Below are 16,011 nucleotides of genomic sequence, written 5' to 3'. Positions count from 1 at the left end.
GGAGTCCGTCATGGCAATGAGCGTTGGGCAGGACGACAACGACGAGGTCATCTCCAGTATCAACACCACGCCGCTCGTCGACGTGATGCTGGTTCTGCTGATCATCTTTCTGATCACGATTCCGGTCGTGACGCATACGGTGCCGGTGCAATTGCCGAAGGAGACGATCCAGCCACTGCAGACCACCCCCAAGAGTATCGTCATTGCGGTCAACCGTGACGGCGATTTCTTCTGGAACGAGAAGCAGGTCGATGCGCCTACGCTGCTGGCACGCCTGAAGACCGTGTCGGTCATGACGCCGCAACCGGAAGTGCATGTTCGGGGTGACCAGAGCGCGCGTTATGAATTCATCGGCCGGGTCATTACCGAGTGCGAGCGTGCCGGTATCGCGAAGGTTTCGTTTATCACGGAGCCGCCAGCGCGCGGTGGTTAACTTTGCATGGGACCGGACTAAGTGCTAAAGCACTAAGTCCGATCGACAGGAGCCGAGAATGGGAATGAATGTATCGTCGGGCGGCGGCAGTGAACCGGACGTGATGGTCGATATCAACACCACACCGCTGATCGACGTGATGCTGGTGTTGCTGATCATGCTGATTATCACGATTCCGATTCAGACCCATGCCATAAAGATGAACCTGCCGGTCGGCAATCCACCGCCACCGATCACGCAACCTGAAGTAGTGCAGATCGATATCGACTTCGACGGCACGACCACGTGGAACGGTCAGCCAGTGCCGAATCGTGCTGCGCTCGAATCCAGGCTCGCTCAAGTGGCGGCTGAACCGGTTCAGGCCGAAATTCATCTGCGGCCGAACAAGCTGGTGCCGTACAAGGATGTCGCGGAGGTGATGGCGTCCGCGCAACGACTGGGCGCGACGAAAATCGGCCTGATCGGTAATGAGCAGTACATGCAATAGGGAAGGGCAATGCAAACGATTCAACAACGCTTCAGGCTTGTCGTCATGGCGGCGGCTCTCGTACTGCCGCTCGCCGCTCATGCCGCCGACACGCTGCGGCCGGACGTGGCGAAACCGCTGAATGCCGCGCAGGATCTGTATCGCGCGCACAAGTACAAGGACGCGCTGGCGAAGATCGATCAGGCGGCGGCCGTGTCCGGTAAGACCCCGTATGAGAGCACCATGATCGAACAGATGCGCGGTGCGGCAGCGGCGGCGGCCGGCGAGTCCGGTGTCGCCGCTCAGGCTTACGAAACGTTGTTGAGTTCCGGGAAGTTGAGCGGCGCGGACGAGCAGCGTACGTCCGCGGCTTTGGCCGGCATCTACTTCCAGCAGAAGAACTATGCGCAGGCGGCGAAGGTCGCGCAGCGCTATCTGAAGTCCGGTGGCAGCGATCCCGACATGCGTACGCTGCTGGTTCAGTCGTACTACCTGTCGAACGATTGCGCGAGCGTGGTGAGCCTGCTCAGGCCGGGCATCGATGCGCAGGTGCGTGCCGGTCACGCGCCTGACGAGTCACAACTGCAATTGCTCGGCACGTGTGCGCAACGCGTGAAGGACGATGCCACGTATCGCAGCACGCTCGAAAAGCTGGTTGCCTATCATCCGAAACAGTCCTATTGGGACGATCTGTTCTCGGCGATTCGCAGCAAGCCGGGCTATTCGTCGAAGCTCGATATCGACACGTACCGGTTGCGCCGCGCGACCGGCTCGCTCTCGAGCGCCGACGATTACATGGAAATGACCCAGCTCGCGATCGTGGCGGGTACGACGGCTGAAGGCAAGCAGGTCATCGATCAGGGCTTTGCGTCGGGCGTTCTGGGGCGCGACGCACAAGCGGATCGCGAGAAACGCCTTCAGGCATTGGCGGCAAAACGGGCGCAGGCACCTGCAGATCCGGCGAATCCCATTGCGCCTGTCGACATGGCATTCAACCAGGTGTTCGCCGGGCAGGCAAAACAGGGGCTCGCTGCCATGGACGCGGCAATCGCGAAGGGTGGGATCGACCACCCGGACCAGGCGCAACTGCATCTGGGTGAGGCGTACTACGTGGCCGGCGATAAAGCGCGTGCGGTACAAACCTTCCGTGCCGTGAAGGGCACCGATGGTTCAGCCGACCTCGCCCGTTTGTGGGTGCTGGTGGCGTCGAAATAAGAGCACTCTGTTCCCGTTATGTTTCATCTGACGAGGCGCGCTCGAGGTGTCCTCATGGCGGGCGCGAGGGAGCGCGCTCGTCGTAAGGAATGTGGACCGTCTCCGATGTCTGAGCGTGGTTGCACTCGCAACTACCGCCAGGCATTCGGAGGAGGCGGAAGTCTTCTGGAAAACACACAGATCGAGTTATCCATAGCGGCATCCCGGCAGGCTTGTCGGGAATGGTCGAGGGAGGATGTTGCGTTCTATGAAACATAATTTGTATATATCAAACTATTTTTGACTACGGGATTCTGTCTTGCTATGGTTTTGCCACTCAATAACAAGGCACACGTTGCAATCTCTATAGGAAGCAAAATCCGCGCGCTTCGCCAACGGCTCAAGCGCACGCTGGATGAAGTGGCAAAGACTGCGGGCATTTCCAAGCCCTTTCTGTCGCAAGTGGAACGGGGTCACGCAACACCTTCTATTACATCGTTAGTAGGTATTGCTCGAGCGTTAGGTGTCACGGTGCAGTACTTCGTCGATACGCCGACCGAAGACAAGTCGGTGCGTAGAGGCAGTGACCTGAAGTACTTCGGATTTGACGGCAGTGCCAATCTGTTTGGGCGGCTCACGAATCTGTCGGTTGGCAGCAAGCTGGAAGTCATTCTCGTCAGGATGCCGGTGGGACAAAATCCCTCGGAAGTCACGACGCACGCAGGGGAAGAGTTTCTGTATGTGATGAGCGGCCAGATCTCGCTCACGTTGGAAGGCACAACGTTCGTATTGCAGGCAGGCGACACTGCGCATTACGAATCTACCGTGCCGCACTCCTGGTCCAATACCGCACGTGAAGAAGCGGTGATCGTTTGGGTAGGGACGCCACGATTGTTTTAGTGCCGCAGGTCATGCTTTTGCAAAGAGCACTCAATGTGTATTTGTAAGCATTACTTAAGTTTGTACCCGAGATTTGGGAATTGAGGGCCGGCGAGTGGCGGGATCCACTCGCGTGGCGGTAGAGATGACAACAATTTGAAAAGCGCTGCGCGTTTCGATTGCAATAAATTAGTAGTCCAACACTGAGTTATTTGATGTTGCTTTAACGGAGCGCGGCGCAAGATCGCCGTATATCGAGTGGAGAGGTTCACAAGACCTCTCATCACATATTGCTGTGGCCTTACTGACGAGCGAGAAGGGGAAAAATGAAACAAAGGGCATTGGCGCTGGCCATTAGAAGAATAGTCTGGGCTGAACTGGCATTGTCGGCCGCAATCGCCGTACCGGCGTTTGCACAAAGCCAGCCGGCCACCACCGGCACAGCGGCGGGCGCAACGACGGAAAGCGCGCCGGCGACAGGCGCTGCTGCCACGCCGTCCGCGGACAGCAGCACCGCGACGCCGGCGGGCAAAGGGGTTCAGCAACTCAAGAAATTTGAAGTGACCGGCTCGCTGATCCGCACATCGGACAAGGTTGGCAATACGGAAGTCCAGACCATCACGCCCAAGGAAATCCAGCAAAGCGGTTATACGACCGTGGCCGACTTCCTGCGCGGCACGTCCGCGAACTCAGGGAGCAGCTGGGGCCAAACGACGATGAACAGCTCCGCGCAAGGCGGTGGCGGCATTGCATTGCGCGGTTTGAGCGAGAAGTACACGCTGGTGCTGGTGGACGGCCAACGGGTGGCGAATTACGGCAAGGCGGTGAACTTCACCGACACGTTCTTCGACGTGAATTCGATCCCGCTCAACATGATCGATCACATCGACATCGTGAAGACCGGTGCGGTCTCGGTGTATGGTTCGGATGCGATTGCAGGCGTGGTCAACATCATCACGAAGAAGGACTTTCAGGGCTTGCAGATCGACGGCCAGCTCGGCAAGGCGCAGCATCCGGGCGACGCGCAGGGTAACTTCAGCGTGCTCGGCGGCGTTGGCGATCTGAATGGCGACCGCTTCAACGTGACGGCCGCCGCGAGCTACTATCGCGACACCGGCTCGTCGCTCGCCGATCGCGACATGACCGCAAATCAGGACTTCAGCCAGTTCCCGGGCGGTCTCGCGGGCCCGCTCGGTCCGAACCAGCAGTCGTACTGGACCTCGCCCGACGGCACCAAATCGGCGCTCAGCCCTTGCCCTCCGGGCAGCGTGTCGGCGAACGGCGCGACCACGTGTAAATCGAACCCGGCGAGCGCCACCTCGCTCATGCCGGCGATCACACGCCTGAATGCTAAAGTGCGCGGCACCTTCAAGATCAACGACGACGTGCAGGCTTACGCCGATTTGTGGGTGAGCCGCAACGAAACCGTGCAGAACGAAGGTCCGGCAGTGCTGAGCAGCCAGACGAACGCGTTCAACCCGGCTACCGGTTCGGCGTTGCCGCTGTCGCGCACGGTCTCGGGCACCAACCCGTACAACCCGTTCGGCGTGCCGACGCAGATCAACTACACGTTCCCGAACACTGTTTCGGCGGATACGGTGTCGACGTTCTGGCGTGCAATGACCGGCGTGAAGGGGTCGTTTACCACCGCCAAGTTCGGCGACTGGGATTGGTCCGCGGATTATGGCCATTCGCAGAGCACGGTCGACACGACCTACGGCAATGCGCTGAATGTGGCTGGCGTCGAGAACATTCTGCAGAACGGCGTGTTCAATTTCTCGAACCCGTCGGCCACGCCGAACGGCTTGAACGGCGTGTTCCAGAACGACTACGAACAGGCAATCTCGAAGCTCGACAGTGTTACGGCGAAAACCTCGACGGGTAACCTGTTCAATCTGCCTGGTGGCCCGGTCGGAGTCGGTTTCGGTACGGAATTCCGTCACGAAAGTAACCTGATCAACTCGCGCACGTATAGCGCGCTTGGGGTCACGGCGCCGGCAAACGTGCAGACGGTCGACGGCGAGCGCAACGTGGCCGCCGTGTACTATCAGGTCGATATTCCGATCATTCACAACCTGACGTTCACGCAAGCGGGCCGTTACGACCACTACAGCGACTTTGGCGGTGCATTCTCGCCGAGCTTCGCATTGCGCTTCCAGCCGGTCAAGATGCTCACGACGTATGCATCGTACAGCCGTGGCTTCCGCGCGCCGACTCTGGTCGAGAACTCGCAGGCAACCTATCTCGCCCACCAGAATCTCGTGGACCCGAACGATCCTAGCGGCACGCCGACCAAGCACTTCACGACGGAACAGGTCAACGGCAACCCGGCGCTGCAGCCTGAGCACACGAAGAACTACAACATTGGCTTCGAGCTCTCGCCGGATTCGTCGACGGATATCGGTGCGGCGTTCTACAAGATTCACATCGACGGTGTGATCGGCACGAACGATCCGAACGCGGTGATGGACGCAAACAACCCGTCGAACGTGATTCGCAATCCGGACGGCACGGTGGCCTACATCAAGGAACAGTTCGTCAACCTCGGCTCGCTCGACACCGACGGCTTCGACATGAACTTCCGCAAGTCGGTCGGCACGAAGTACGGTACGTTCACGCTGGCAGGCGACTGGGCCTACGTGTGGCACTTCAAGCTGAACAGCCCGGGTGCGCCCACGCAGGACTTCGCCGGCAACAACCTCGCGTTGCTGCAGCCGTTCGGTGCGTCCAATCCGCGCTGGAAGGGTAATACCAGCTTGTCCTGGGATTACCGCAAGCTGACCACGACGCTGACGTGGCAGTACACCGGCCCGTACACGAACGCGGTGGCGTCCGAGTTCGGCGACGGTGGCACGCTGTCGGTGGCGTCGTATAGCCAGTTCAACCTGATGGCTACGTATCGCGGCTTCAAGAACTGGACGATCTACGGCGGCATCAACAACATCTTCGATCGTAAGCCGCCGTTCGACGTCGAATGGCAGGCCACGCCGGATATCACGGGCTACGACCAGTCGCTGTACACCAATATCGGCCGTTTCTTCCAGGTCGGTGCGTCGTACCGCTTCTGAAGTCTTTGATGGTTGTGATTCATCCGCAGTCTGTCTAGTGGGTCGGCCGCTCCGGTTTCGGGTCTCCCGTTCCGGAGCGGCAAACCACGTTTAAAGACGTACATTGGTGTTCCCCGTGCACAATGCTCGCTCAGCACCACGACGAGCGACAGCGGGCGGTAAGCAGCAGCGTAGCGCAAGCGGGGAAAGCTACGGGAGCGACGGCGTCGGGCCGTCACTCGCGCCGATTCGACTTACCGCGCGCCGGCGTCAAGCCGGCGCGCGTCCTTACGCATTCCGAAGATGAGACTTGTGAAGTTTCGCCGGCCGCGCGCCGTGCCCACGGCAGCGTCCGCGCCCGTGCCGCGGCTTCGCACCGCCGCGCGGATCGCGTTGTGCGCCGGTGCGTGTCTGGCATTGAGCGCGATCTGCGCGCAGGCGCGGCCCTCGATTGCGCAATACGACGAGCCCAAATATCCCGCCGGCTTTACGCACTTCGACTATGCGGATCCCACGGCACCGAGCGACGGCAAGCTCAGCTTCCAGAACTTCGACGAACTGCAGAGCTACGATTCGCTGAATCCGTTTCTCGTGCGCGGCGCGCCCGCGCCGGACATTCTGCATCTGATGTTCGATACGCTGATGCAGCGCAGCTGGGACGAACTCGCCTCCGAATACCCGCTCATTGCCGACGACGTAGAAGTCGCGCCGGACCTGGCCTCGGCCACGTTCCACATCAACCCCTCCGCGCGTTTTTCGAACGGCGATCCGATTACCGCGGCCGACGTCAAATACTCGTTCGATACGCTGACGAGTTCCAAGGCGTCGCCCTTGTTCAACGCGCAGTTCTCGGTGATCAAGCGCGCCGTGATTGTCGACCCGGCGACCGTGCGCTTCGAATTCAAGCATGCCGAGCGCGACGCGCCGCTGATCGCCGGCGACTTGCCGATCTTCTCGCCGAAGTGGGGCGCGCGTGCGGACGGCACACGTTTGCCTTTCGATCAGATCGCGAACGAGGCGCCGATCGCGAGCGGTCCGTATCTGATCGAGTCGCGCAAGAACGACAAGCAGATCACCTATCGGCGCAACCCCGACTACTGGGCCGCGAATCTGCCGTCGCGGCGCGGCATGTATCGCTTCGCAAGTATCACGTTCAATCTGTACCGTGACCACTACACGCAACTCGAAGCCTTCAAGGCGGGCGACGCGGACGTTATCGTCGAATACAGCGCGACGCAGTGGGCCCGCAAATACGTCGGCAAGAACTTCGACAATGGCCTGTTGAAGAAGGGCGAATTCGCCGATGGTCCCGCGCAGATGCAGGGACTGCTCATGAATCTACGCAAGCCGATGTTTCAGGATCCGCGCGTGCGCCACGCGCTGACGATGGCATTCGACTACGACTGGATGAACCGGATGATGTTCTATGGGCAATACCGGCGCACCAGCAGCTATTTCGCGGCAAGTCCGTTCGGCGCGACCGGCATGCCCGGTCCGAAGGAACTGGCGTTGCTCGAACCATTGAGAGCCAGCGTGCCGCCGGAAGTGTTCGGTCCGATGCTCAAACAGCCCGACACGATCGCGCCGAACTCCTTGCGCGGCAATTTGCGCGTGGCGCGTGATCTGCTGGCGCAAGCCGGCTGGCACTATCGCGACGGCGCATTGCGCGACGCCAACGGCACGCCGATGACGATCGAAATCATGGACGATCAGCCCGGCATGGATCGTCTGATCCTGCCGTATATGCAGGCGCTCGGCATGCTCGGCATTCAGGCGCATATGCGGGAAATCGATAGCGCGTTGTACCAGAAGCGGCTGGACAATTTCGAGTACGACATGACCACCTTCATCTATCCGCCGGTCACGATTCCGGGCGCTGAACTGACGCGCCGTTTCGGTAGCGCGGCCGCGTCCGAGGTCGGTTCGGAAAACTATCCGGGGATTCGTTCGAAAGCGGTCGACTCGCTGATTCACTCGGCGCTTTCCGCGACCAATCTCGAGGACCTGGAAGCGGCGACCCGTGCGCTGGATCGCGTGCTGATCTATTCGTTCTACCTCGTGCCGGAGTACTACGCGCCAGGCGCGCGCATCGGCTACAAGACCACGATCGGCTTTCCGAAGATCGTTCCCAAAACGTACCAATACGAAGAATGGGTGATTGACTACTGGTACGCGAAAAAACCAGGCGCACCCGTCACTCAAACCACCCAGGCGGCGCAGTCCTCCGGGTCATCCGCGGCTGCGGCCCACTGAGGAACAACATGCTTGCCTACATTCTCAGACGTTTGCTGTTGATGGTGCCGACCCTGCTCGGCGTGGTCACGCTGACTTTTGTCGTCACGCAGTTCGTGCCGGGTGGGCCGGTCGAACAGGTGATGACGCAACTCCGCCACGGCGCTGGCCGTGGCGGAGAGGCGTGGGCGGGTGGCGGCGGTTATCACGGCAGCCAGGGTGTCGATCCGCAGCAGATCGAGCAGATCAAGAAGCAGTTCGGCTTCGACAAGCCACCGCTCGAACGCTATCTGTTGATGCTCAAGCGCTACGCGACGTTCGATCTCGGCCAGTCCTACTATCAGCATGACAGCGTGTGGGACGTCATCAAATCGAAGTTGCCCGTTTCGATCACGCTCGGCTTATGGACGGTGCTGCTGACGTATCTGATATCCGTGCCATTGGGGATCGCGAAGGCGGTGCGCAATGGTTCGCGCTTCGATACCGTCACGAGCGTGCTGGTGCTCGCCGGTTATGCGATTCCTGGTTTCGTACTCGGCGTGTTGCTGCTCATGCTCTTCGGTGGCGGCACGTTCTGGCAGGTGTTTCCGATGCGTGGCCTCACGTCGGATAACTTCAACGATCTCAGTGCATTTGGCAAAGTACTCGACTATTTGTGGCACATCGTGCTGCCGGTCACGGCCTCGGTGGTGGGCAACTTCGCGATCGTCACGATTCTGACCAAGAACACCTTTCTGGAGGAAATCGGCCGTCAGTATGTATTGACGGCACGCGCCAAGGGTGCGCCGGAGCGCGACGTGCTGTGGAAACACGTGCTGCGCAACGCCGCAATTCCGTTGCTCACCGGTTTGCCGGCGGCATTCGTAGGCGCGTTTCTGAACGGCAACCTGCTGATCGAAACGCTGTTCTCGCTCGACGGCATGGGCCAACTGTCGTACGACTCGGTGATTCGCCGTGATTATCCGGTTGTGCTTGGCTCGCTCTTTCTGTTCACGCTGATTGCCCTCGTAACCAAACTTATTGCTGACGTCTGCTATGTCCTCGTCGACCCCCGCATCCAATTCAACCGCCTGGACCGCTGACGCGGCCGGCGCGGCGCACGCGGCGTCGCCGTCTCCGTGGCGGCGTACGTGGCTGCGCTTCAGGCAGCAGCGTCTGGGCTACTGGAGCCTCGTGATTTTCGTGTCGTTGTTCGTCATCAGCCTGCTCGGCGAGGTGTTGTCCAACGACCGTCCGTTGATCGTGCGTTACGACGGGCACTATTATTTTCCCATCGTGAAGGACTATCCGGAGACGCTGTTCGGCGGCGACTTTCCGGCGCGTGCCAATTACCTCGACCCGTATATCCGTTCGCGGCTCGAATCGAACGGCAACTTCGCGGTCTATCCGCCGAATCATTTCCACTACGACACGATCGACTATTTCGCCGCGCATCCGTATCCGGCGCCGCCCACCGCGAGCAACTGGCTTGGCACGGATCAGTTCGGGCGTGACGTGCTGGCGCGGCTGCTCTACGGCTTCCGCCTGTCGGTGCTGATGGCGCTGGCGCTCACGGTGTCCGGTGTCGTCGTTGGCGTGTTGACTGGCGCGATACAGGGTTTTTACGGCGGACGCACCGATCTGATCGGCCAGCGCCTGATCGAGATCTGGAGTTCGATGCCGGACCTGTACCTGCTGATCATCTTCGCGTCGATCTTCGAGCCCACGTTGTGGCTGCTCTTCATTCTGTTGTCTATGTTCGGCTGGCTCGTTCTGTCGGACTACGTGCGCGCGGAATTCCTGCGCAATCGTTCGCTCGATTACGTGAAAGCGGCGCGCACCATGGGCCTGAGCAACTGGCAGATCATGTGGCGCCATGTATTGCCGAACAGCCTGACGCCGGTGATCACCTTTTTGCCGTTTCGCATGAGCGCCGCGATTCTCTCGCTGACCAGCCTCGACTTTCTCGGTCTCGGCGTGCCGCCGCCAACGCCGAGCCTCGGTGAACTGCTTCAGGAAGGCAAGAACAATCTCGACGCGTGGTGGATCTCCATGTCGGCATTTGCCGCGCTGGTGATCACGCTGCTGTTGCTGACTTTCATGGGCGACGCATTGCGCAATGCGCTGGATACGCGCTCGCGCGGTTCGGCTTTCGGCGGAGGTCCGCGATGACCAACACTCAAGCGCCGACCAATCGGCCATTGCTGGAAATCGATCGTTTCTCCGTGCGTTTTGGCGACAAGGTGGCGGTGCATGAACTCAGCCTGTCTATTGCACGCGGAGAGCGCGTGGCATTGGTGGGCGAATCGGGTTCGGGCAAGAGCGTGACCGCGTTGTCCATTTTGCGGCTCGTCGAGCATGCCGAATTGAGCGGCCGCATGCTGCTCGATGGTGAGGATCTGCTGCAGAAAACCGAGCAGCAGATGCGCGGCTTACGCGGCGCGGATGTCGCGATGGTGTTTCAGGAGCCGATGACCGCGCTCAATCCGCTCTTTACAATCGGCAAACAGATTGCCGAGAGTCTGCGTCTGCACGAAGGCCTGCGGCCGAATGCGGCGCGTGAGCGTGGCATCGAACTGCTCAGGCGCACCGGCATTCCCGAACCGGAACGGCGTATCGACAGCTTTCCGCACCAACTGTCCGGCGGCCAGCGGCAGCGCGCAATGATCGCGATGGCGCTCGCGTGCCGCCCGCGTTTGCTGCTCGCCGACGAGCCCACTACCGCGCTCGACGTCACCGTTCGCCAGCAGATCGTCGATCTGTTGATTTCGTTGCAGGAACAGGAGGCGGCTGAACGCGGCATGGCCGTGCTGCTGATCACGCACGACCTGAATCTGGTGAAGCGTTTCGCGCAGCGCGTCGCGGTGATGGAAAAGGGCGTACTGGTGGAGACCAATACGACCCAGGCGCTGTTCGCGAGTCCGCAGCATCCCTACACGCGGCGCCTGCTCGACAGCGAGCCGCAGCGTGCGGTGGCGCCGGTCGAGCAGGGCGCGCGCCGGTTGCTGGAAGTGCAGGGACTGGCCGTCGACTACCGCACGGCGGCGAAAGGCTGGCGTTCCCTGTTCGGACGCTCAACATTCCGCGCGGTGCAGGATGTCGATCTGAGCGTGCGGCGCGGCGAAACGCTCGGCATTGTCGGTGAATCGGGTTCGGGTAAATCCACGTTGGCCGCAACCGTGCTCGGCCTGCAACAGCCGGCCGCCGGGCATATCCATATCGACGGCATGCCGCTTTCCACGCTCAAAACCGCAAGCTCGCGCCGTGCGTTGTATTCGCGCATGCAAGTCGTGTTTCAGGACCCGTTCGGCTCGCTGTCGCCACGTATGACGGTCGAGCAGATCATCGGCGAAGGCCTCGCCGTGCATCGGCCGGAAGTGGACGCGAAGGCGCGGCGCGCACGCGTCGGCAGCCTGCTGGAAGAAGTCGGCATGCCCGCCGATGCGATGTTGCGCTACCCGCACGAGTTCTCCGGCGGCCAGCGGCAACGCATTGCGATTGCGCGAGCGCTGGCGGTCGAACCGGAATTGCTGGTGCTCGACGAGCCGACTAGCGCGCTCGACGTTTCGATTCAGAAGCAGGTACTGAATCTGCTGACAAATCTGCAGAAAAAGTACAAGCTAAGCTACTTGTTCATTACGCACGATCTGGCGGTGATGCGAGCCATGGCGCATCGCGTGATCGTGATGAAGTCGGGACGCATCGTCGAAGCCGGCGACACGCTCGACGTGTTGCACGCACCGTCGCATCCTTATACGCAGTCGCTGCTGGCGTCGTCGCTCAATGTGCCGGAGCCGCGCGCCGCACAGACGCACACGGGAAAACTCCATGATTGACGAACGTTGGGCGCAGGCCGCCCGTACGCTGAAAAGCCGCGCGGCCTTCTGGTCGCTGCGCATTGTCGACGAACAGATCGACGATCACGAGATCCGCAACGACATCGCGCAGCCGCTGCGCACGGTGCGCGATCGCGGGGCGATGCTGATTGCCTGGGTGGGCGCCGGCGCGGGTTATGCCGCGACCGCGAACCTGTCGGCGGCGGGTTTGCAGGCGGCGCTCGATATGGCGACCGCTCGCGCGGAAGCGAGCGCGGCCTTGTCCTTGATCGACCACCGCGAAGTCGCGCGTCCGGTGGCGAGTGGCGAGTATGTGTCGCCGAATGCGCAGCATGCGTTGCCGAGCCGCGCCGAGTGGCTCGACCGTTTGGGCGCTGAATGCGCCGCGGCCAATCTCGACGGAAGAATCGTGGAGCGCGTGGCGGCGGTACAGATCATCCACACGGATCAGCTCTACATGACCGGCGACGGCGTTCGCATCGACCAGCAATTCCGCTTCGTGATGCCGCAATTGAGCGTCGCCGCGCACGCAAACGGCGACACGCAAGTGCGCACGCTCGGCGGCAACTACGGCACGCTCGGGCAGGGCGGCATGGAAGTGCTGGCGCGCTTTAACTTCGAAGGCTCGGGCGCACGTGTCGCCAACGAGGCGTTGCAACTGCTGGCCGCGCCGAATTGCCCGGCGGGCAAGCGCGACCTGTTGCTGATGCCTGACCAGATGATGCTGCAGATTCATGAGTCGATCGGCCATCCGCTCGAACTCGACCGCATTCTCGGCGACGAGCGCAATTTCGCGGGTTGGAGTTTCGTGAAGCAGGACATGTTCGGTTCGTACCGCTACGGTTCCGAGTTGCTGAACGTCACCTTCGACCCGGAACTGCGTGAAGAAGCGGCAGCCTACGCATTCGACGACGACGGCACCGAAGCACGCAAACAGTACCTGATTCGCAACGGCGTGCTGGAGCGTCCGCTCGGCGGCGCGTTGTCGCAGCAGCGCGCACGCATGCCGGGCGTGGCGAACTCGCGCGCGTCGAACTGGAACCGGCCGCCGATCGACCGCATGGCGAATCTGAATATCGAGCCCGGCGAGAGTTCGCTGGAAGAGATGATCGGCAGCATCGAACACGGCATTCTGATGCGTACCAACACGTCATGGTCGATCGACGATCATCGCAACAAATTCCAGTTCGGCTGCGAGTTCGGCCAACTGATCGAAAACGGAAAGCTCACCCAAGTCGTGAAACAGCCGAACTATCGCGGTATTTCTGCGAATTTCTGGCGCAGCCTGAGTGCGGTGGGCAATGCGGCTACGCGTGAAGTGTATGGCACGTCCATGTGCGGCAAGGGCGAACCGGCGCAGATCATTCGGGTGGGCCACGCTTCGCCGGCCTGCGTATTCAGCAATATCGACGTTTTCGGAGGCGCATGATGAGCCAGTTCATCTCCTCGCGCGCCGCTACGTCGGTGGATTGGCAGCGGCATTTCACCGCGCTTGCCGATGCGATCGAGCGCCTGCAACAAGGTGGCGAAACCACGTTCAGTTCGTTTGCGGGTGAGCAGTCCGACTTTATTCGATTCAATTCGGGCAAGGTACGGCAAACCGGCAGCGTGTCGCAAGGCAAGCTGACCTTGCGCCTGATCGACGGCGCGCGTCAGGCTTATTCCACGCTGACCGTATGCGGCGATCTGCAACAGGATCTCGACGAAGTGAGCGCGGCGCTCGCCACCTTACGAGCAGGGCTGCGCGACGCGGCGGACGATCCGCATCTGCTGTTCGACACGTCGAAATGGGAGCGCACCACTCAGCGTTCCGGCAAGCTGCCGGACCCTGACGGTTTGGCGCGGGTCGTCGCCGAATCCGCGCAAGGGCTCGATTTCGTGGGCTTTTACGCGGGCGGCACGATCGTGCGCGGCTTCGCGTCCACGAGCGGCAGTCGCGGCTGGTATGAGGTGGACAACTTCAATTTCAGCTGGTCGTTGTACGACCCGAGCGGCCGCGCGATCAAAACGACCTACGCCGGCGACGACTGGAGCGACGCCGTGTTCTCGCGCAAAGTCGAGCAGGCCGGGAGCCGCCTTGCCGTGCTCGCTCGCACGCCGCGCGCGTTGGCGCCGGGACGCTACCGTTCCTATCTGGCGCCCGCCGCGTTGTCCGAGCTGCTCGGTGTTGCCGCATGGAGCGGCTTTTCCGCACGCGCCCAGGCCAGTTCACGCAGCGAGTTGTACAAGCTGCATGTGGGAGAAGTCGTAGTCGACCCGCGAGTGACGATCAGCGAAGATCTGAGTCTCGGTATCACGCCCGGCTTCAACGACGACGGCTATCTGCGCGACAGCGTCCCGTTGATTCAGGCGGGCCGCAGTGCCGAACGGCTGACCAACGCACGCAGCGCGCGCGAATACGGCTTGACGCCCAATGGGGCGCTCGCCGGCGAGTCACCGGCCGCACTCTCTATGCAAGCGGGCGATCTGCTCGAAGAAGACGTGCTGGCGAAACTCGGTACCGGGCTCTATATCGGCAACCTCTGGTATGTGAACTTCTCGGACCGCATGAATTGCCGCCTCACCGGCATGACGCGCTTTGCGACCTTCTGGGTCGAGAACGGCGAAATCGTCGCACCACTCGAGGCCATGCGTTTCGACGACAGCCTTTACCGTTTGCTCGGCAGCGAACTCGAACAACTCGGCGCGCAGGCCGAACTGCTATTGAGCGACTCGACATGGGGCGAGCGCGCCACGGGTGGGATGCAATTGCCCGGCATTCTGGTGAAGTCATTCGAATTGACGTTATGAGCCGCCTATGGATCAACAAGAAATAACAAAATCGAAACCTGAGAGCTTGCCCGAGGGGCTGACGCTGCGTGCGTTGCGCGTGGCCGACACGGAGCAATTTCACGCCATGCTGCAGTTGCCAGGCGTGGTGAACGGCAATCCGCATATGCCATATCGGACGGTGGCCAGCACGCGCGAGTACCTCGAAAAACTCGCGGCCCCGGAAATCGCGATCGCCGCGGTGATCGGCGACACGCTGGTCGGTGAAGCGGAACTCACACCTTTAAAGGGGCGCCGCGCGCATGCCGCTTCGCTCGGCATCGGTGTGCACGACGCATGGCAGCGGCGCGGCATCGGTCAAGTACTGATGGCCGAACTGATCGACCTGGCTGACAACTGGCTCGGTCTGCGCCGCCTCGAACTGCATGTCTTCACCGATAACGACCCGGCGCTCGCGCTGTATCGCAAGTTCGGCTTCGAAATCGAAGCACATCAGCGCGGTGCGGTATTGCGTCGCGGCGCGTTGATCGATTGCTATTTCATGGCACGGTTGCGTGAGCCGGCGCCGTGGATGTCGCCGGCAACGGCCGCCCATTTCGCAGCGGAATAAGACCATGAAAGAAGAAAGGTTGCCGGACGGCGGAGCGCATGACAAATGTATTATGGTGCGCGCGCTCGAATCGTCCGACATGGATGCGTTCGCGGAGATCATGAGCTTGCCTCGTGTGCGGCGTGGCACCCTGTCAGTCGGCTATCGCAGTCCTGAACAACTCGCGGCGTGGTACGAGCGGCGCCTCAAAAGCGGCGTGAACGTGTGCGCTGTTCTCGACGGCTGCGTGGTCGGCCACGCCGGGCTGGAGATTCACCGGCCGAGCCGCGCGCACTGCGCCCATATGGGGCTCGCCGTGCACGACGCGTATCATCGGCGCGGTGTCGGCTCGGCGCTTCTGCAAGCCTTGATCGACTGCGCAGACGGCTCGCTCGGTTTGCGCCGTATCGACCTCACGGTATTTTCCGATAACGCGCCAGCCATCGCGCTGTACCGCAAATTCGGCTTTGTCGAAGAGGGCTTCTCGCGCGCTTTTGCGATACGCGACGGCGTACTCGCGGACGTGCTGCACATGGCCCGCCTTGTCGACGCACCGAGCCTCCAGGCCATCTGAACGGGTTCATTGA

At 61.2% G+C, this 16,011-nt stretch carries 13 protein-coding genes; all 13 read left to right on the top strand.

The annotated features are described in order from the left end of the window. The first annotated feature begins 10 nt into the window (after positions 1-10). Positions 11-433 (top strand): ExbD/TolR family protein, encoded by a 423-nt coding sequence (locus P0D70_RS22860; protein ID WP_012432473.1) that lies wholly within the window; start codon positions 11-13, stop codon positions 431-433. A gap of 58 nt (positions 434-491) precedes the next feature. Next, a complete protein-coding gene (locus P0D70_RS22855) occupies positions 492-920 on the top strand; it encodes an ExbD/TolR family protein (RefSeq protein ID WP_011487696.1) in 429 nt (142 codons plus the stop codon). Positions 921-929: 9 nt separating this feature from the next. Next, positions 930-2,114 carry a tetratricopeptide repeat protein gene (locus P0D70_RS22850; protein ID WP_408186141.1) on the top strand — a complete coding sequence of 395 codons (1,185 nt, stop codon included), beginning with the start codon at positions 930-932 and terminating at the stop codon, positions 2,112-2,114. Between the two features lie 303 nt (positions 2,115-2,417). Next, positions 2,418-2,993 (top strand): helix-turn-helix domain-containing protein, encoded by a 576-nt coding sequence (locus P0D70_RS22845; RefSeq protein ID WP_091795326.1) that lies wholly within the window; start codon positions 2,418-2,420, stop codon positions 2,991-2,993. A gap of 305 nt (positions 2,994-3,298) precedes the next feature. Continuing rightward, on the top strand, positions 3,299-6,040 hold the full coding sequence (locus tag P0D70_RS22840; RefSeq protein WP_408186140.1) for a TonB-dependent receptor plug domain-containing protein: 2,742 nt from the start codon (positions 3,299-3,301) through the stop codon (positions 6,038-6,040). A gap of 282 nt (positions 6,041-6,322) precedes the next feature. Continuing rightward, a complete protein-coding gene (locus P0D70_RS22835; RefSeq protein WP_408186139.1) occupies positions 6,323-8,272 on the top strand; it encodes an extracellular solute-binding protein in 1,950 nt (649 codons plus the stop codon). Between the two features lie 8 nt (positions 8,273-8,280). After that, the gene (locus tag P0D70_RS22830; RefSeq protein ID WP_408186138.1) at positions 8,281-9,333 is read left to right on the top strand and encodes a microcin C ABC transporter permease YejB; all 1,053 of its coding nucleotides are present in this window, start codon (positions 8,281-8,283) and stop codon (positions 9,331-9,333) included. Next, positions 9,287-10,402 (top strand): ABC transporter permease, encoded by a 1,116-nt coding sequence (locus tag P0D70_RS22825; RefSeq protein ID WP_091795318.1) that lies wholly within the window; start codon positions 9,287-9,289, stop codon positions 10,400-10,402. Before P0D70_RS22830 ends, P0D70_RS22825 begins: the two co-directional genes overlap by 47 nt. Then, on the top strand, positions 10,399-12,066 hold the full coding sequence (locus tag P0D70_RS22820; RefSeq protein ID WP_408186137.1) for an ABC transporter ATP-binding protein: 1,668 nt from the start codon (positions 10,399-10,401) through the stop codon (positions 12,064-12,066). The genes P0D70_RS22825 and P0D70_RS22820 overlap by 4 nt, the downstream gene beginning before the upstream one ends. Then, positions 12,059-13,495, top strand: coding sequence for a TldD/PmbA family protein (locus tag P0D70_RS22815; RefSeq protein WP_408186136.1), 1,437 nt, complete (start codon positions 12,059-12,061; stop codon positions 13,493-13,495). Before P0D70_RS22820 ends, P0D70_RS22815 begins: the two co-directional genes overlap by 8 nt. Next, a complete protein-coding gene (locus tag P0D70_RS22810; protein ID WP_408186155.1) occupies positions 13,495-14,856 on the top strand; it encodes a TldD/PmbA family protein in 1,362 nt (453 codons plus the stop codon). Before P0D70_RS22815 ends, P0D70_RS22810 begins: the two co-directional genes overlap by 1 nt. A 7-nt stretch (positions 14,857-14,863) precedes the next feature. After that, positions 14,864-15,445, top strand: a complete 582-nt coding sequence (locus P0D70_RS22805; RefSeq protein ID WP_408186135.1) for a GNAT family N-acetyltransferase — start codon at positions 14,864-14,866, stop codon at positions 15,443-15,445. A 4-nt stretch (positions 15,446-15,449) separates the two neighbouring features. After that, positions 15,450-15,998: a GNAT family N-acetyltransferase gene (locus tag P0D70_RS22800; protein ID WP_091795303.1), complete on the top strand. Its 549-nt coding sequence runs from the start codon at positions 15,450-15,452 to the stop codon at positions 15,996-15,998. Positions 15,999-16,011: the final 13 nt, after the last annotated feature.

It is taken from the genome of Paraburkholderia sp. RL17-381-BIF-C (assembly GCF_046026435.1).
GTDB lineage: Bacteria > Pseudomonadota > Gammaproteobacteria > Burkholderiales > Burkholderiaceae > Paraburkholderia.
This window is presented reverse-complemented; position numbering and strand designations above follow the sequence as displayed.